This is a genomic window from Idiomarina zobellii, assembly GCF_900100855.1.
Lineage (GTDB): Bacteria > Pseudomonadota > Gammaproteobacteria > Enterobacterales > Alteromonadaceae > Idiomarina > Idiomarina zobellii.
The window spans coordinates 45330-62696 of record NZ_FNCB01000013.1; the positions used below are offsets into that span (position 1 = coordinate 45330).

General features: G+C 47.5%; 20 protein-coding genes. 12 read left to right on the plus strand and 8 right to left on the minus strand.

Going from position 1 to position 17367, the window contains the following annotated elements:
• Positions 1-35: 35 nt before the first annotated feature.
• Positions 36-158 (plus strand): hypothetical protein, encoded by a 123-nt coding sequence (locus BLT32_RS13120; RefSeq protein ID WP_268762561.1) that lies wholly within the window; start codon positions 36-38, stop codon positions 156-158.
• A gap of 16 nt (positions 159-174) precedes the next feature.
• Here the strand turns inward: BLT32_RS13120 and BLT32_RS10400 are convergent, their stop codons facing one another.
• Together BLT32_RS10400 and BLT32_RS10405 are read right to left on the minus strand one after the other, a co-directional pair.
• A complete protein-coding gene (locus BLT32_RS10400) occupies positions 175-495 on the minus strand; it encodes a helix-turn-helix domain-containing protein (protein ID WP_053953444.1) in 321 nt (106 codons plus the stop codon).
• A 101-nt stretch (positions 496-596) separates the two neighbouring features.
• Positions 597-1262 (minus strand): hypothetical protein, encoded by a 666-nt coding sequence (locus tag BLT32_RS10405; RefSeq protein ID WP_053953443.1) that lies wholly within the window; start codon positions 1260-1262, stop codon positions 597-599.
• A gap of 507 nt (positions 1263-1769) precedes the next feature.
• Here BLT32_RS10405 and BLT32_RS10415 point away from each other — a divergent pair.
• Positions 1770-2258 carry a hypothetical protein gene (locus BLT32_RS10415; RefSeq protein ID WP_053953442.1) on the plus strand — a complete coding sequence of 163 codons (489 nt, stop codon included), beginning with the start codon at positions 1770-1772 and terminating at the stop codon, positions 2256-2258.
• A gap of 68 nt (positions 2259-2326) precedes the next feature.
• Positions 2327-3601 carry an anti-phage deoxyguanosine triphosphatase gene (locus BLT32_RS10420; RefSeq protein ID WP_200906805.1) on the plus strand — a complete coding sequence of 425 codons (1275 nt, stop codon included), beginning with the start codon at positions 2327-2329 and terminating at the stop codon, positions 3599-3601.
• A 59-nt stretch (positions 3602-3660) separates the two neighbouring features.
• Here the strand turns inward: BLT32_RS10420 and BLT32_RS10425 are convergent, their stop codons facing one another.
• Entirely contained in the window at positions 3661-5613 is a 1953-nt protein-coding gene (locus tag BLT32_RS10425; RefSeq protein WP_053953488.1) for a S8 family serine peptidase, read from the minus strand.
• Positions 5614-5840: 227 nt separating this feature from the next.
• Here BLT32_RS10425 and BLT32_RS10430 point away from each other — a divergent pair, with 227 nt between their 5' ends.
• Positions 5841-6317: a nucleoside deaminase gene (locus tag BLT32_RS10430; protein ID WP_200906803.1), complete on the plus strand. Its 477-nt coding sequence runs from the start codon at positions 5841-5843 to the stop codon at positions 6315-6317.
• Here the strand turns inward: BLT32_RS10430 and BLT32_RS10435 are convergent, their stop codons facing one another.
• Both BLT32_RS10435 and vapB read right to left on the minus strand, forming a co-directional pair.
• Entirely contained in the window at positions 6318-6461 is a 144-nt protein-coding gene (locus tag BLT32_RS10435; protein WP_235443972.1) for a PIN domain-containing protein, read from the minus strand.
• A complete protein-coding gene (vapB, locus tag BLT32_RS10440; RefSeq protein ID WP_053953440.1) occupies positions 6458-6688 on the minus strand; it encodes a type II toxin-antitoxin system VapB family antitoxin in 231 nt (76 codons plus the stop codon). The genes BLT32_RS10435 and vapB overlap by 4 nt, the downstream gene beginning before the upstream one ends.
• Before the next feature lie 145 nt (positions 6689-6833).
• Between vapB and BLT32_RS10445 the strand changes: the two genes are divergently transcribed.
• From BLT32_RS10445 to BLT32_RS10475, 6 genes are all read left to right on the plus strand, one after another.
• The gene (locus BLT32_RS10445) at positions 6834-7490 is read left to right on the plus strand and encodes an epoxyqueuosine reductase QueH (RefSeq protein ID WP_053953439.1); all 657 of its coding nucleotides are present in this window, start codon (positions 6834-6836) and stop codon (positions 7488-7490) included.
• 355 nt (positions 7491-7845) lie between these two features.
• The gene (ctlX, locus tag BLT32_RS10455) at positions 7846-8742 is read left to right on the plus strand and encodes a citrulline utilization hydrolase CtlX (RefSeq protein WP_053953438.1); all 897 of its coding nucleotides are present in this window, start codon (positions 7846-7848) and stop codon (positions 8740-8742) included.
• Positions 8743-8991: 249 nt separating this feature from the next.
• Positions 8992-9201 (plus strand): cold-shock protein, encoded by a 210-nt coding sequence (locus tag BLT32_RS10460; RefSeq protein WP_053953437.1) that lies wholly within the window; start codon positions 8992-8994, stop codon positions 9199-9201.
• A gap of 138 nt (positions 9202-9339) precedes the next feature.
• The gene (locus tag BLT32_RS10465) at positions 9340-10170 is read left to right on the plus strand and encodes a putative RNA methyltransferase (RefSeq protein WP_053953436.1); all 831 of its coding nucleotides are present in this window, start codon (positions 9340-9342) and stop codon (positions 10168-10170) included.
• Between the two features lie 48 nt (positions 10171-10218).
• The gene (locus BLT32_RS10470) at positions 10219-10458 is read left to right on the plus strand and encodes a DUF2442 domain-containing protein (RefSeq protein ID WP_053953435.1); all 240 of its coding nucleotides are present in this window, start codon (positions 10219-10221) and stop codon (positions 10456-10458) included.
• A gap of 3 nt (positions 10459-10461) precedes the next feature.
• The gene (locus tag BLT32_RS10475) at positions 10462-11595 is read left to right on the plus strand and encodes a GNAT family N-acetyltransferase (RefSeq protein ID WP_053953434.1); all 1134 of its coding nucleotides are present in this window, start codon (positions 10462-10464) and stop codon (positions 11593-11595) included.
• On the opposite strand, the gene BLT32_RS10480 is transcribed toward BLT32_RS10475, so the two are convergent.
• Positions 11592-13367: an SLC13 family permease gene (locus BLT32_RS10480; RefSeq protein WP_053953433.1), complete on the minus strand. Its 1776-nt coding sequence runs from the start codon at positions 13365-13367 to the stop codon at positions 11592-11594. The two genes, BLT32_RS10475 and BLT32_RS10480, sit on opposite strands and share 4 nt — an antisense overlap.
• A gap of 95 nt (positions 13368-13462) precedes the next feature.
• Here BLT32_RS10480 and BLT32_RS10485 point away from each other — a divergent pair, with 95 nt between their 5' ends.
• The gene (locus tag BLT32_RS10485; protein ID WP_053953432.1) at positions 13463-14488 is read left to right on the plus strand and encodes a Vgb family protein; all 1026 of its coding nucleotides are present in this window, start codon (positions 13463-13465) and stop codon (positions 14486-14488) included.
• On the opposite strand, the gene BLT32_RS10490 is transcribed toward BLT32_RS10485, so the two are convergent.
• The gene (locus tag BLT32_RS10490; protein ID WP_053953431.1) at positions 14489-15319 is read right to left on the minus strand and encodes a DUF4198 domain-containing protein; all 831 of its coding nucleotides are present in this window, start codon (positions 15317-15319) and stop codon (positions 14489-14491) included. It lies immediately after the preceding gene.
• A gap of 2 nt (positions 15320-15321) precedes the next feature.
• On the minus strand, positions 15322-16392 hold the full coding sequence (locus BLT32_RS10495) for a PepSY-associated TM helix domain-containing protein (protein ID WP_053953430.1): 1071 nt from the start codon (positions 16390-16392) through the stop codon (positions 15322-15324).
• Between the two features lie 189 nt (positions 16393-16581).
• Between BLT32_RS10495 and BLT32_RS10500 the strand changes: the two genes are divergently transcribed.
• Positions 16582-17364: a ferredoxin--NADP reductase gene (locus BLT32_RS10500; RefSeq protein ID WP_053953429.1), complete on the plus strand. Its 783-nt coding sequence runs from the start codon at positions 16582-16584 to the stop codon at positions 17362-17364.
• Positions 17365-17367: the final 3 nt, after the last annotated feature.

A 17367-nucleotide genomic window follows, 5' to 3' on the forward strand; every position in this document is an offset into this window, starting at 1 on the left:
TTAGCTTTTGGAACAGCCTGGCTACCGTGTATTCCATGAATGATGACACGGAAAGTGCGCTTCAGGCATCGAATAAAGCGTTAAAGCTGGCTCGCCAGCATCAGTCCAAATACCTTAGTGAAATAGAAGCGCAGAATGGTGAGCTGACCGTCGACTAAATCGAAAGCTATGGCTTTAACAAGGCATCTTAGTTTGCTGCACTACGTCGACTCGGAGTGTTTGTTTCTCGTATTTTGGCCTTAATACAAATCCAAGCTGCCCAAGACATTTTAGTAAGCGATCCGACCGAAACTTTTCTATACGACCATTAACTAAATCGCTGACTTGTGGTTGGGTTAGTCCAAGCTTTTCTCCAGCTGTTTTCTGAGGCCAGCGCTTCTCTGCGATAATGTTTTTTAATACAAGCATAAGATCAGACCGAGTTTGCAACTCTAAAGCCTCCTCCGGCTTGTCCTCTAAACCAACCGAAAATATGTTGTTATATTTTAATGTCATCGCTTGAAACCTTTCTTAATTAACTATCGGTTATTTTATATCGATACTGATATATTTGCGAGTTTTAGATTTTTTAAGACCAACTTGCAGGTTAAAGATTACTAAACCCGCCGCAGCACATCCAGTATCCCCTGGTCTCGGGCTTTTTGATCGGCGGGCACGTTAAAGTATTCGTTAGCCTTTACTCGTTCTTCCCAAACTTTTACAAAGTCCATGGGCTCGCTGGGGTCGACTTGTTGTGACTCGGGGGTATAGGTTTTGTAGAAGTGTGTTTTCACGAACTGAAAGCTCATGCGGCTGCGTTGTTCCCATGATATTACGCCTGCTTCGTGGAGGTCTTTTGCCAACAAACTCATGTCATCGGGGGAGATAGCCCGAGGGTCATATTTATTGGCGATTTCCGTGGGAATGCCATTGCTGGTAACGGATGGCTGACTCGAATTACCTTCCTCAGCCTGACGGCGCATGGCTTCCTCAAACAATTGATCACGGGCTTTAATCAGGCTTTCAAGCTTATCTTTTTCGTCTTTTGTCAGGTTAGACTTACTCTCAAGTTCTTCAACTTTCTGCTCTATTTCTTCAAGTTGTTCGGTGTCCACACCCATGCGGTTAAGCACTAAGCTGCGGTAGGCTTTATCGATAAAGGTTTCATCATTGCCTGGTGTGGCTTGTTTCGACTCCGCTGCTGGCGGCGGCTCGGCCTGACGGTTCTGTTGTGAGGAGCTTGCCTGATTAGCTGCTGTGTTTAGTAATGTACTGACGTTCATATCATTTCCTAGTCCTTTAGCGGCAAAAAACGGCAATGACTTGCCGAAATTCTCGGGCATTGGGTAAATATGTGTTAACTCAGCAAGAGGTGTGCCAGTTGGTAGTGCAATAGGCGCGTATATCTATGTAAGCCAATTACCGCCCTGAATCTGATACTTTCTTTTATCCCTCATAATAATGCTTAAACATGATTTTAGTTGTCATTTGACAACTTTGTTGTGTTGGTTTATTTTTTATCCGTGTTGGGGGAGCAATGAGTAGGCCGAAACACCCTAAAAAGGAAATTGAAATAGCGCTACGTTATGCAGAGAAGAACGGGTGGCGAGTTGAGCACAGAGGAAAAGGGCACTGTTGGGGCCAAATGATGTGTAAACAAAATAGCTCAATGTGTCGGTGTGGTGAGTTCTGTATTACATCTATCAACAGCACACCGAGAAATGAAAAGACTCATGCTAAACAGCTGAAACGAGTCGTGAATAACTGCATTTATTCAGGAGGTAACGACAATGAATGATTATGACTTCACCTTAAAATTTGTCGTGCCTGTTACTATCTCTTCTGACGAAATTGCCGATAGTTTATATGGTGGCGATTGCGACGATGCGATTATAGGAGTGGGTGTACCAGGACGACTGGCGCTCAACTTCATGCGAGAAGCGGCTTCTGCTAAAGATGCTATAAAAAGTGCAATTTCCGATGTGCAAAAGTCACTTCCCCAAGCGGTTTTGGTTGAGATAGGGCCGGATTTAGTTGGACTGTCTGATGCCGGCGAGCAACTTAAGATGAGTCGCCAGTATCTGCGCAAAGTTCGCGACAAAGAATTAGCCAAATTTCCCCTGCCAATGCATGAGGGTAACCCGTCTTTGTGGCATTTGTATCATTTGTTGGAGTATTTTAAGCAGGAAAAACGCAAGGCTATTTCGGAAAACGACATGGAAGTGGCAAAAGCGGCTATGTTATTAAACTACGAGCACCAAAAGCAGCGGGTTTACTAATCTTTCACTGGGCAAACGGCTGAAAATTTGTTTTGCTGTGGGGTAGTTATTAGCAACTGACTGCCAACATGAATAAAACCATGCTTCAACGACGCTCAGGTGAAAGTAAACCGTTTAATGCCGCGACGCCAGACAGTGATGCGCAGCGCGACCGCGCGCGAATCATCCACTCTTCGGCGTTTCGCAGGCTGCAGTCGAAAACCCAGGTGCTGGGTGTGGGCGACAATGACTTTTATCGTACGCGGCTGACCCACTCGATGGAGGTTGCTCAGATTGGCTCAGGTATTTGTGAGCATTTAAAGCGAACTTATGATGATAATGACGATATTTCACAGCAGATACCGTCGTTTTTTCAAATTGAAGCTACTTGTTTGGCGCATGATTTGGGACATCCGCCGTTCGGTCATGGCGGCGAGGTTGCGCTTAACTATCACATGCTAGGTCACGGCGGTTTTGAGGGAAACGGGCAAACGCTACGTATTTTAAGCAAACTGGGCGAATACTCTGAAAAGCACGGCCTGGATTTGACACGGCGCACTCTGTTGGGTGTGTTAAAGTATCCGGTGCTGCACAGCGAGGTACAACAAGCGGGTTTAACTACCGACACTCCGTTGAATGCCTTTAAACCACCTAAATCGATTCATGACGATGAAAAAGACGTCCTGGAATGGGTTTTAAAAGAATTTTCGCTGCAGGATCGCAACAAGTTCCGCACAAAAATGGAAAGAGATGGCAAGCGCCGCTCGCAATTCAAAGCCTTTGATACCTCGATAATGGAGTTGGCAGACGACATTTCTTACGGCGTGCACGATTTAGAGGATGCGCTGGCGCTCGGCTTGGTGACAGAAAGGCAATGGCGCGAAGATGTGTTGCAACTGGCGCAGGAAGACAGCCCTTTCATAAAGGAAGCGTCGTTTTATAACGACAAGCTATTCTCGCCGGACAGCCGCGACCGTAAACACGCTATTAGCAAGCTCATTGGTTATTTAGTGCCGCAAATTTCCGTTCAACGGCAGCAACAATTCGAGCACCTACAACTGGATTTACAGGCAACACTACCTGCAGAAGCGGAGCATACGCTGGAATTACTCAAGCGTTTCGTTTTCAAGCACGTCATTCGGAGTGCAGAGGTAAAAGCCATGGAGTTTAAAGGTCAGCGCATCATTATGGCGCTGTTTGAAGCGTTAAGCGATACGCCTGAGCAGCTCCTGCAGCCTTCCACATTGCAAAAATATCAGCAGGCCAGTAATCCACGACGAGTTATTTGTGATTATATATCCGGAATGACCGACCATTTTGCTCGAAGGCAATACAGTCAGCTGTTTGGTACGAGTAGCTTATAAAAAAGGCGCCAAATTGGCGCCTTTTGAGTTCAAGGAGTTGTTTTAGCTCGCGAAGAAACTTATTCCCACTCGACAAATAAGTCGACGCCAGAATAGGTTCTGTACCCTTTTAAGCTGATGTACCAGCGATCTTCAGCTGGGTTATCAATGCTACAAGACTCGTCATTACCTGAGCGGTATGGACGGCACTCGTAGTTTGACTCAGTTGGCTGAGAGCCTTGGCGAACGTATAGATCAGCGTCGCCTGAACCGCCGGACATGGTTACATTAAGCGCTGACATGCCCGCAGGAATATCGACGTAGTAGTGTGACCACTCACCGCTGGCACCTGATAAGTCAGTTGCTGAAGCTGAGCCGCCATCACCTCCACCAGTGCTTGGTTCAGTGAATGAACCGGTTAAATTCACACCAGAGAAGCTTGAGTATGCGTTCAGCATAACGTGGTAAGTACCGGCTTGTACGTTCGAAATAGTACAAGTTTCAGTGTTACCGCTTTGATACGGACGACAGTCATAGCTTGACTGAGTTGGCTGAGAGCCAAAGCGCACGTATAAATCAGCGTCGCCTGAGCCACCATTAATATTGAAGCTTAGGTCTGTCGCGCCTGCCGGAACATTCAATGTGTAGTACAAAGAATCGCCGGTAGTTGCAGACAAGTTGCTGACCGTTTGACCATTGCTCAGTTCGTTGTCTGTTGGTGGCTCTGGATCTCCACCGCCACCGCCTGAGCCGTCACAGCCGTTTGCATCAATGTAGTCAATAGCGTCTTTAGATTGCGCTAAACCGTAACCAAACTTAACGTCGCGACCATAGTCGCCTAAGTCTTGAGCTGTTGTATTTAGCACGTTACGAATTTCTTGAGCGCTACAGGTTGGGTGGTGTGACCAAACCAAAGCCGCAACACCCGCAACGTGAGGTGATGCCATAGAGGTACCGCTCATGGTGCCGTAGTTGCCTTGCTGACCAGTGCCTTCAGGGTAGGTTGAAAGAACGTCAACACCCGGGCCGGCAATTTCAACTTGGCTGTTCTTCTGAGAGAAAGACGCCAGGTTTTTGCTGCTATCAACAGCGGCAACCGACATCACTGCGTTGTAAGACGCTGGGTAAGACATTGGGTCAGTTGAGCTGTATGCAGAACCGTCGTTACCTGCTGCCGCAACCAGTAAAACGCCTTGGTTATACAGGTTTTGCATGGCATTGGCTTCGGTTTGGCTTGAACCGCCACCGCCAAGACTCATGTTAACAACGTCAGCGCCGTTGTCGGCACAAGTTTCAATAGCAGAAACCAGTGAAGACGAGTAGCCCCAACCGCTTTCATTGAATACTTTGACGATATGCAGGTTCGGATCGCTACCAATAACCCCACGAACACCAAAACTGTTATCGAGTGCAGCAATAGTACCCGCAACGTGAGTCCCGTGTGGACCGCCAGCGTCATACCAGTTGCCAGTGCCGCTATCATTGGTGCCGTTAATAGTACCGCCTAAGGTCCCCATGTCTTCGTGTGGTAAGTCTAAGCCTGAATCGATAACACAGACTTTCTTACCGCCAGCAGATGCAGACGCAACGCTGTCGTCGACCAAGTCAGCCTGTACCTGGCTAATGCCGTAAGGCACGTCTTGCGCCATAAAACGACGAATACGGTCAACTTCGACGTATTCGATGTTCGGGTTTTTCTCAAGGCGTTTCTTTTGTTTTTCAGTTAGCTCGGCGGCAACAGCCAAGTTATGGCGCATGCTGAGTTTTACCTTACCGCCAGCTTTTTTGACTACGTTGTTCGCACGAGAAATGGCCAGCTCAGAACGTCCTCTGTTGCCCATTTTACTGACAGCGTTACCATTGTTTTTAAATTTAATGATGTAACGCTGAGGTGCTGAGCTGTCCACTTGTGCTTGAATTTGAGCCTGCTCTTTTACCAGCGGCTGCGCTTGTGAATGGTCAGGAGGTTTAGCAAAAGCCGATGAAACTGATACTGCTAAAGCAGTCAGTGTAAGATATTGAATTTTTCTCATACCAGATTTGTCTCTTTTTGTTTTTATGAGTGGCTGTAAGAAGCCATGAATGAAAGCAGCAGGGGATACGACGTTTGGCTGCCTGAAAATGACGTCGTTTGACATCATTTGCAACATTTAATAACAAAATTTGAACAATTCAAAGCCTTTGAACGTAAAGATTGTTTAAAGGTTAAACATTATTTATACACCTGATATTTTATTATTCGTATCGATAGGAGGGTAGTTTGTCTGAAATAAACCAATACTTAATGCGCTGTATTGAGCTAGCAGAAGAGGCTCTGGCAGCAGGAGATGCTCCTTTCGGCTCGGTTTTAGTAGACTCTTCCGGAGAGGTTCTAAAAGAAGATCGCAACAGGGTGAATACGGTTGATAAAACCTACCACCCTGAAATTGAGCTAGCGCGCTGGGCAGCGAAAAACCTCACTTTAGAGCAGCGCCAAAACACGACCATGTATACATCGGGAGAGCATTGCCCGATGTGTTCTGCTGCACATGGCTGGGCGGAACTGGGAAAAGTCGTTTACATTCACTCTACTGAACAACTGACAAAATGGCATAACGAGTTTGGTATTAATGGCTCCCGTGTCAGTCAGCTACCTATTCAGAAAATTGCTCCTGACGTAGCGGTTGAAGGGCCCGTCGATAACCTAGTGCCTATTATGTACGAACTACATAAGGCATATGTGGAAAAGAGTGCCTAACTAGCGGTAGGCGGGGCTCGGTTCGTTCACTGAGCTTACAGAGAGTTCGCGAGAGTGCTCATCAAAAATAGGTGCTAAATAAGCTGGTCGGTTCTTCATAATGTAAATACAGATATTGGTATCCAGCATATATCGTAAATTCATAGTTGCTCGCGCTCCTGCTCTTGAGGCTGTTCACGCTCAACCATAAAGTCGTCACTGGCAGGCTCACCACTAAACCAAGAAGCCCAACTGGTTCTCGCCGGAGTAATAATTCGGCTTTCACCAACGACTAACACTTCAACTTCTTTTACATCTTCAGAAAAAGCGACGTCTTTTGGCAACCGAACCGCTTGCGTTTTATTGCTTTTGAAAAGTGTTGTTTTGGTCATAACTTACTTTGTATATCCAATTTGAATATACATATTTTAGTTGAGCTATATGATATGAGCTGTCAAATGTGTTACTTACGTTTGTGGTTTTTGCGCTTACTCATTTCCGCTATACTCTGCTTAAATTCCGTAGTGCAGAAAAGTTATGTCCAAGAAAAAACAAGAGTCGATTGTACTCGAAACCCCAACAGGCTCCGACCACGTTTTATTACACTCCTGCTGTGCGCCGTGCTCTGGGGAAGTTATGGAACGTATGGCAGAAGCGGGCATCAAGTTTACGATTTTCTTCTATAACCCGAATATTCATCCGGAAAAAGAGTACTTGCTGCGTAAAGAAGAGAATATCCGCTTCGCTGAGAAGCTTGGCGTGGACTTTATTGACTGTGACTATGACACGAAGAACTGGTTCGAAAGAGTGAAAGGTCTCGAGTGGGAACCGGAACGAGGTGAGCGCTGCACGGTTTGTTTTGATATGCGCTTTGAGCGCACAGCGTTATATGCGTATGAAAACGGCTTTGACACCATTACCAGTTGCTTGGGTATTTCACGCTGGAAAAATATGCAGCAAATAAATGACTGTGGTCAGCGTGCGGTTGCACGTTATCCCGGATTGCATTACTGGACGTTTAACTGGCGTAAAAAAGGCGGCTCTGCCCGTATGGTGGAAATTGCCAAGCGAGAACGTTTTTATCAGCAGGAGTATTGTGGTTGTGTTTATTCGCTTCGCGATACCAACCGCTGGCGCCTGCAAAATGGACGAGATCGAATTAAAATTGGTGTGGAATATTATTCCGCCGATTAAAAAAGCCCCAGACGCTGGGAAGAAAGACGTCCGGGGCCACACGTGAAAGCGTTTAACCTATTAGAACTGGTAACTTACTGTTGCTGAATATTGAACACTCTCAGGTAAGAACTTAGATCTAAGCCTGAACGTCAATAACCTGTTCGATGAGAAGTATTACTCAAGTATCGACTTCTATAATCAAGGCTTCTTCGGCGCAGAGCGCAATTTTGAGCTGAGCCTTAAATACGCGTGGTAAGTTAACTGCGTAATCACAGAAAGGGCAGTGCAACAACACTGCCCTTTTCTTTTGTCCGTTGCTAAGCCCTCTGCAACTTGCTATAAATGCGCGCAAATTTTTTATGAACCAAGCTATATGAATCAGTCTTCGAATATCGTTGTTATGGTGCGCCCGCATCACTTTGCATCGAACCCGGAAACTATGGGCGATAATGCTTTTCAGTCACTGGCGAAAGACGGCGTTAACGTTGCTGAAGCGGCATACAACGAAGTGACCGAAGCGGTCAACAAGCTGCGTGAGCACGGTGTTCAGGTGCACTTATTCGAGGATGAAACCACAGAAACACCTGACTCGGTATTTCCCAACAACTGGTTCAGCACTCATGCCTCTGGCGAGCTGGTTCTATACCCTATGTATTGTGAAAACCGCCGCAAAGAGCGTCGTCCGGACATTATTGAATTTCTTCGTAATGAATATGGCTATCAACAGCTTATTGATTTAAGCGCGCAGGAAAACGATGGCGTATTCCTTGAAGGCACGGGATCTATTGTGTTCGACCATGAACATAAGCTTGCTTATGCCGCCCGATCTAAGCGCATGCACGAAAGTGTGCTGAAAGAGCTTTGCCTAAAACTGAATTACAAACCCGTGGCGTTCAATGCAACCAGCCGAGACGGCAAGCCGGTGTATCACACCAATGTGCTTATGGCTGTTGGCAGTGAGTTTGTCATGGCGTCCGCTGAGATGATTCGTGATGACAAAGAACGGCGCCGGTTTATGGATACGGTTGCAGCAAGTGGTAAAGAGCTGGTGCAGTTGACTGAAGCTCAAATAGAGCACTTTGCCGGTAATACTCTGGAGTTAGAGGCAGATGGGCGCAAATTATTGGCTATTTCTGCAACCGCTTATAACGCTTTAAGTGCTGAACAGATCCAAAAACTGGAGCAATGGGTGACACTCGTACCCATTAACGTGCCTACCGTTGAACTGGGCGGCGGTTCTATTCGATGCATGCTGGCGCAGATTTTCTAAGCCGACTTTACTATAAATCAGCTTTATAAAATAAATTGAAAATATTCTTTGACATTATAATAAATGAGCGTACAGTGGGCGGCGTTGGATAAGAAACAGATAGTTAAACACTCCTCTACGTCACATTATTAGAAGTAATCGTCTCGTCCTGTAGTTTTAAGTTTCACATTTTTTACCCCGCACGATCATCGGCATCGAGATTGTCTCGGTCCGGTACTTTTATAGTTTTAAAAATTTCAGGATATTATTATGTCTAATACAGTAAACGGTGTTGTTAAGTGGTTTAACGAAGCAAAAGGTTTTGGTTTTATCGAGCAGCAAGGTGGTGCAGACGTATTTGCTCACTTTAGCGCGATTGTAAGCGACGGTTTCAAAACCTTAGCTGAAGGCCAACGCGTTTCTTTCTCAGTGACCCAAGGCCCGAAAGGCCCTCAAGCTGAGAACATTCAAGCGCTATAATCCCTTGCGGATAGAGCCCTTGAAGTCGCTTTAAGCGAACCAAATTTAAGAAGCAGCCTACGGGCTGCTTTTTTTGTGCCTGAATTTTGTCGCGAAACCCCGTAAACTTAAGCTTTAAAATTAATAAGAGCTTCCGCCGTGATACAACCGTTTGACCAACTCATTTGTCCATTAGATAAACAGCCTTTGCAGCTGAATGAGCGTACGTGGTGCTGCGACAATGGTCATAGCTTTGATATTGCGAAGCAAGGTTACGTCAACTTGTTGCCGGTACAGAATAAACGCTCGAAAGACCCCGGTGACAGCAAAGCGATGGTGCAGGCAAGGCGTCATTTTTTGAGTCAGGGCTTTTATCAGCCATTGGCTGACGCGCTGTCAGATAGTGTGTTATCGGTTGGCGATCAGTCAATTTTAGACGCGGGCTGTGGTGAGGGATATTACCTTCAAAGCATTGTGTGTAAAGCTGAGCAGCGTGACGTATCGTTAGAGGTTGCAGCGCTGGATATCTCAAAATGGGCGGTACAGGCAGCCGCAAAGCAAGATAAGCGCTTGAGCTGGATGGTGGCATCTAATAACGCGATTCCATTGGCAGACAATAGTGTCGATACCATTTTATGTGTATTTGGTTTTCCGGTGGAAGCTGAGTTTAAGCGGGTTTTAAAACCGGGTGGTCGATTGATTATGGTTGATCCGGCTTCTGAGCACTTAATCGAACTCAAACGAATAATTTACCCAGAAATAAAAGCAAAATCCGAACACTTACCAGTCTCCGAAAAAGGTTGGGTTTTGTCATCAGAAGAGAGAATCAGTTTTAAAGTTGAGTTGCCTGATACTGAAGCCGTACATGACCTACTCACCATGACACCACACCTCTACCGTGCTAGTAAAGAAGGCATAGAAAAGGCAGAAAAGCTACAAAGCTTGGCCATAACGGCTGATGTATGGGTACGTGTTTTTAGCCTTAAATAGTTTGCTAAGATAAACCTCAACATAAAGAAGAGCTTCTGGAGGCTTGGGATGAATACTTTAGAAATTGATCGCCACCCTGTTGCAGTGAATGTATCTGTTACCGAAGCTGCGCTCGAAGTTGAACTGGCTGACGGACGTAAAATTTCGGCTCCCATTGTTTGGTTTCCTCGCTTGGAAGCTGCCACGGAAGAAGAACGTAATGATTGGCAATTATTAGGCAACGGCCAGGGCATCCATTGGCCACGTTTGGACGAAGATATCAGTGTGCTTGGGCTTTTAAGCACCTAACCCATGCGCGCTGTTGTTCATTCAACAATAACGTCAATATCCAAGGCGGACTGGAACCGGTTGTTCAGCGGTGACTATCCGTTTACGCAATATGATTTCCTGTTGGCGCTTGAGCAGGGGGGTAGTCTTGGGCCTCAACGTGGCTGGTTGCCCCAGTATGTTGCGGTACATGATAACAGCGACAAACTGATTGCCATTATGCCGTGGTTTAAAAAGACCCATTCCTATGGCGAGTATTTGTTCGACTGGGCGTTTGCTGAAGCCTACGAGCGTTATGGTTTTCAGTATTACCCAAAACTTATCAACGCCATACCTTTTACCCCGTGTCAGGGGCCTCGCCTGGCTACTGCCGAGAGCGTTAACGCTGCTGATGTTCTGCCGGTTATTGAATCGACGTTGGTGCAGGAGCACGATGTCAGCAACTTGCAATGTCTGTACGTTGAGCCGAATGTAAGCGAGGTTCTGGCAGAAGAGGGTTGGTGGCAACGCTTTGATATCCAATTTCTCTGGCAGAACCGGGGTTATAGTTCCTTTGACGATTTTCTCGGGGCTTTAGTGTCACGCAAGCGCAAGTCCATTCGCAAAGAGCGGCAAAAGGTGTCCGAGCAAAATGTCGAAATGCGAACTTTGCATGGCAACGAATTAACTGCAGATTTCTGGCACCAATTCATTGTCTTTTACCAGCGAACTTACTTAAAACGCTCAGGCCATGGCGGCTATTTAACACCGGCGACATTTGAGCTTTGGGGTAAGTTATTGGCGGAACATATTGTCGTGTTTGCGGCTTACCGAAATGACGAAATGGTGGCGGCGTCCTTGTGTTTTAAAAGTGAAAACACGCTTTATGGGCGCTACTGGGGCTGTCAGGAAGAGCTGGAGTTCCTGCATTTTGAGGCTTGTTATTATCAGGGCATTGGCTACTGCATTAACCATAACCTTAGCTACTTTGACGCTGGCGCACAGGGCGAACATAAGCTGCATCGAGGCTTTGAGCCGGTGCTTCGTGAAGGGTTTTATCGGTTTACGCCGTCTCCTCTTAACGACGCCATTGAACAGTATTGTCGGGATGAAAGCACAGCGTTACACGAACATCTAAAAACATTGCGAACTTACCTGCCTTATAAAAACCGCGGTTAATACAGCGGCCACACCAGCAATATCATCACCAGAGCCACGGAGGCGACAACCAGCGACAACGGCAAGCCCAATCGCCAATAATCGCTGAAGTTATAGCCGCCCGGTCCCATTACTAAAATGTTCGACTGGTGGCCTATGGGCGTTAAGAATGGCACCGCAGCACCTATAGCGACGGCCATTAAAAAGGGATCCATACTGGCGGCGAAGCTGTTCGCCATACTGATGCCAATAGGTGCCATAAGTACGGCGGCAGCAGCGTTATTAACGATATTCGACAGCAACATGGTAACAACCAGCAGCAGGCCAACGGCAACAAATTCAGGCGCACCAGAGCTGATATAAAGCACGCCGTTGGCAATGGTATCGGCGGCACCACTGCGCTCTAACGCTGAACCCAGCGGTATGGTTGCGCCCAGCAGCACAATAATAGGCCAGTCGATAGCGTCATATAGCTCTCGCAGGGGTAGAATATTAGTCACTACCATAAGTCCGGCAGCCAATGAGAAGGCGACGGGCACCGAGAGTAATCCAAAGGCGGCTGATAAAATCGTTGCAGCAAAAATCCCCAGTGGTAAAGCCAGCTTTTTGGACGATCCGATACGCAAGCTGCGTTGCGCGAGCGGAAAACACCCAAAGCGCTGAAATACATCGGTCAGAGTCTCAGCATCGCCCTGCAATAACAGAACGTCGCCTGGCTTGAAGCGAATATTACCTAAAGCCGTACCGAGTTTTTGGCCTTCCCGCGCGACCCCAAGCACATTGATACCGTAGCGGCTGCGCAGTTTAATATCCGCAGCAGAGCGACCAATAAGCCGTGAGTCGTGACCAACGATGCCTTCAATAACGGTAATATCGTCTGATTTCAAAAAGCGCTCATCAATGTCTTCTTCGGCGTTAAGCTCCAGTCCTGTACCGTCAATAACGTGCTGAATGGTTTCAGCGTTAGCCTCGACAATTAAGACGTCTTCGGTTTTTAAGCGCAGATACCGGGCGGGGGCAGACCAGCGTTTTTCACCTCGTTGTAGTGCGACAATAACAAAGTCGTCTTCGGTGCGGTTTTCCAACTCATACAGCGTTTCGCCAATAAACCCAGACTCTTCCGGGACATACAATTCGGTAAGGTAACTGCTGACATCGTACAGAGACTCTGATTTGGACTTACCACTTTTTTCAGGGACCAGCCAGTGGCTGAGCAGCCACATAAATAACAGACCGGCAGCAGCAATACTCAAGCCCACAGGGGTAAATTCGAAAATGCCAAAAGACTCGCCCATGGCTTCGCGCCGTATATCCGCAATAATGATATTGGGTGGTGTACCGACCATGGTTATGGTCCCACCGAGTAGCGAGCCAAACGCCATTGGCATAAGCAGTTTAGAGGGATTATTGCCGCTGGTGCGGGCGAGTTGAAGTGCCACGGGAATCATAATGGCCATGGTGCCAGTGTTACTGATAAAGGCGGAGCAAATGGTGGTGACCGATGTCAGCGCTATCATTTGAATCCAGCGCTTGTCGCCTGCGCGTTTCATGACCGAAGCTAAAGCGTCAACCACGCCCGAGCGCCATAATGCATGGCTAATGATAAGTACCGCAGCGACGGTTATGACGGCGGCATTACCAAAACCACTGAACACTTCTGCGGTAGGAACAAGATCTAATACTGCTGCAGATAACAGCGCCATCATGGCGACTAGGTCATAGCGCCATTTATCAATGACGAACAAGGCCAGCATTGCCAGCAAGATAATACCAATAAGCCATTGATCCAGCATGCCAAGCCCGCCGTTTACTATTTATACAATGAACATTGCATAAGTTACGATCGGGTGCAATATTTAGATGAACACCTATTTCAGGAGGCATAACGATGAAGTACCTTAGTTTAGCAAGTGCAGTAGTCGTTGGCCTGGCGGGAATAAGCAGTGCGCCGGTGAACAGTGATGACCACAAAGAATCCGGATTAGCGAATGCTGAAATTCAGGAGTGGCAGGTGCCGTGGGAGGACTCCCGGCCTCGTGACCCTTGGGTGCATGACGGCACGGTCTGGTTTGTTGGTCAGGGAAGCCACTACGCAGCAACCTTTAATCCGAAAACAGAGGAATTCAAACGCTACGACTTGCCTGACGGTGCAGGGCCTCACACCGTTATTGTCGATGATAGGGGCGCCTGGTACGCCGGGAACTTAAAAGAGCACATAGGTCTTATTGACCCAGGCACTGGCGATATTAAGCAATTTGAATTACCAGGTAGCGGCCCCAGAGACAGTCATACTATGGACTTCACCGCAGCTGGCGACATTTGGTTTACGGTTCAGGGCGGTAATCAAATAGGTTTTTTAGAAACCAATGGTGGCGAAATGATGCTGTGGGAAGTGCCGACAGAGTCAGCACGACCTTATGGCCTTATCGTTGAAAACGACCGCCCCTGGGCGACGTTGTTTGGTACGAATAAACTCGCAACCGTCGAGAATGGCAAACTAAAAGAATTTGAACTGGATAGAGAAAAGTCGCGACCTCGTCGCCTGGGTATGACCGATGACGGAACGCTTTGGTATGTCGATTATAACCAAGGATATGTCGGTAGCTACGATCCGGTAACTGGCGACAACAAAGACTGGCGTGCACCTGCTGCCGGCAATTCTCGTCCGTACGGCATGGCGGTCGACAAGCGCAATGACGTTTGGTTTGTCGAAACGGGCGTGCAGCCGAACCGCTTAGTGGGTTTTGACACAGAAACTCACGAATTTTCAGAGCCTATCGAGCTAGAAAGTGGCGGCGGTACCGTTCGTCACATGTTCTATGACGAAGGCACCGACTCCATTTGGTTCGGCACCGACGCCAATACACTGGGCGTGGTCCGTCTAAGCGAACCACCGGTTGTCACTGCCGATTAATTACATCGGCAACACTTCTAACACGGCAACATAAGAGCCCTGGCGTTTGGTCGCCGGGGCTTTGCCGTTGTTATCGGCGTATTCAGCTTCTAGCCAGTACATACCCGCTTCTTCAACAGAGAAGCTGACTTCGCCTTTTTCGTTGGTTGTCAGCTTGGTTGGCTCTGAACGATCGCGATACCGTTCACCACCTTTCACCAAGACCAGCTCAGTGCCAGCAGCGGCTTTGCCGTCCATTGTAAACTTAAACGTAATGTTTTCGCCGGTGTATAAGTCGTTAGGGTGCGTTACTGGCTCTAACTCTAAGCCTTTACCGGTTGGGCCTAAAGTGTCATAGGTCGGTGCGCCTGACGTTACAAAAGCTTCGACTCGATGTGAGCGTTCACTGACTTCTAAGTCTTTGGCGTCCTGAGGAACTTCTTTATAAAAATCGTCATTGGTTTTGCGGGAGCCACGTGGTGGCCAGTATTGGCGTTCGCCGTTATCGTCTACCCAGCGAGCCGATAATCCTGAACTGGCTGAGTACACCGTGTAGGTGCCTTCTTTTTCGAGCTCTATGTCAAAGACAGAGCGTAGTTTGCCTTTGTAACCGTTCTCTAAAGTCACTGCAGACCCGTCCGGTGCCATAGCTTCGACTCTGTCTAAGCTCAATGGGTAGTGGTCGGGGTAAAAAATGCCGTTCGCAATTGCCGCGTCGAAGGTGACCCATTCAGAGTCGCCGGATACAATGGTGGCGCTTGGTTTAATCCAAACACGGTGTGCTTCACTGCTGGCGCTGGCAAACAGCGTCAACACAGCAAGACTTGTCGTTATTACAGAAGATAATTTCATGCTTAAGGCTCCAGTTTTAGGGACACACGGCCAAGCTCGTGCTCACCGCGGTCTGTTATGGATATTGGGTTGTTAAGGGGTAAAGACAACGGCAAGCGCAGCATTTCACGGCCGCCAAGCTCGCGGGCGGCTTCTACGTATAGGTAATAGTTGCCGTCACTAAGCTCGGGTAATTTACTCAGCATGGGGGTAAGGTCGACCCGCTGAACGCCTGGGCGGCGGGTTGCGCCGGAGACACCATCTATAGGCATATCGGTCATGCGTCCGCTGCGGCGCCACCATTGACGCATGTCCTTCAGCCACTTTTCGCCTTCATTGTTTTCAAGGTTCGTGTCATACCAAACGGCAATGTCGACAACACGCTGATGTCGCTCGTTGGCTAACCAAACCGCGACATAAGGCACGTGATACTCAGCCACAGACAGACGCGGAATTTCTACGGTTAATTCGTTTTCCGCAGCATGAGCAGAACCAATGACTGCGAAAAATGGGATGATGAATCCGGCCAGGACCAGCGGCCAGGTCGATTTTCGGCCCTTACTGTACTTTTTCAAAAGCAATAACCCCGTAATAGTGAAAACAATGCTGGCAATCGCAAAAATATCGATGAATAAGCTCCACAAGAACCCGGTATTTCGGGCTTTATGCAAGTCGTTAAAATAAGCTATCCAACCCCTGTCGGTAGTTTCAGAATAAAAAGCACCGCTGTCTAAATCGACGCTGAACCAGCTGTCGCCGCCAGGCCGGGGCATAGCGACGTACACTTCGTAATCGCTCCATTCAATTTGGGCGTTTGAACTCAAGCTGTTTTGCGTTTTGTCTTCGTACCAGCGGTGAAAAGAAGCTGGCAGAGTGTCATTCCCTGACGCATTCACCAGCCGTTCCAAGTCCTTTTGAGGGAGAGACCCTTCATGGCTTTCTATGCTAGGCGCAGACTCTATCCACCCCGCATGGTTCAAGGTAATACCGGTGACAGAGAACAGCAGCATGCCAATAAGACACACCGCCGAACTTATCCAGTGCCAGTCCTTTAATGACCAGCCGCGTTTTCTTGATCTATTTCTGCGCGCCATAAATTATTGCTGTTAGAATTGGCTAAACCAATGCTTTTATTTGATGTTTAATGAATATGGCGTTAGTCTATATGAAAATCATTCTTATTCGCAATTTAGAAATAATTAAGTGATTTTTTAGTTTTTAAACGCAAAGCGTCACTTTTGCCGTAGTCCCTCCAAGAGCTGGAGTTAGAAGCAGGAGTTTTCATGAGAAGTACTATTGCCGAAACCGTCACTCAGGTACGCCACTGGAATGACACCCTATTCAGTTTTAGAACCACCCGTAAGCCAAGTTTCACTTTCGAAAATGGCCAGTTCGTAATGATGGGACTGCAACTTGAAGACAAGCCGTTGCTGCGCGCTTATTCAATTGCCAGCGCCAACTATGAAGAAGAGCTGGAGTTTTTCAGCATAAAAGTGCCCGATGGCGCATTAACGTCACGTTTGCAGCATATTCAGGTTGGCGATGAAGTGGTGCTGTCGACGCGCCCTACCGGCACCCTTGTTCCGGGGCATCTACTACCGGGTAAAAACCTGTATTTGCTGAGTACCGGTACCGGGCTAGCGCCGTTCATGAGCGTCATTAAAGATCCGGATATCTACGAGCAGTACGACAAGGTGATTCTTGTCCACGGTGTACGTTATGTCTCTGAATTGGCCTATCAAAAAGAAATAGGTGAAGACTTACCGAATAACGAGTTTTTTGGTGACTGGGTAAAAGAGAAGTTAATTTATTACCCAACCGTTACGCGTGAGCCATTCAGAGATGAAGCACACCAGCAGCGAATTACAGACTTACTGACCTCAGGCACACTGACGCACACCATTGGAATGTCCGATTTGAACCCCGAGCATGACCGTTTTATGCTGTGTGGTAATGACGCTATGCTGCAAGACTTAATGGCTATACTGAATGAGCGCGGCTTTACAAAAGCCACCTCACGCAAACAAGGCGATTACGTTATAGAGCAGGCATTTATTGAGAAATAACCA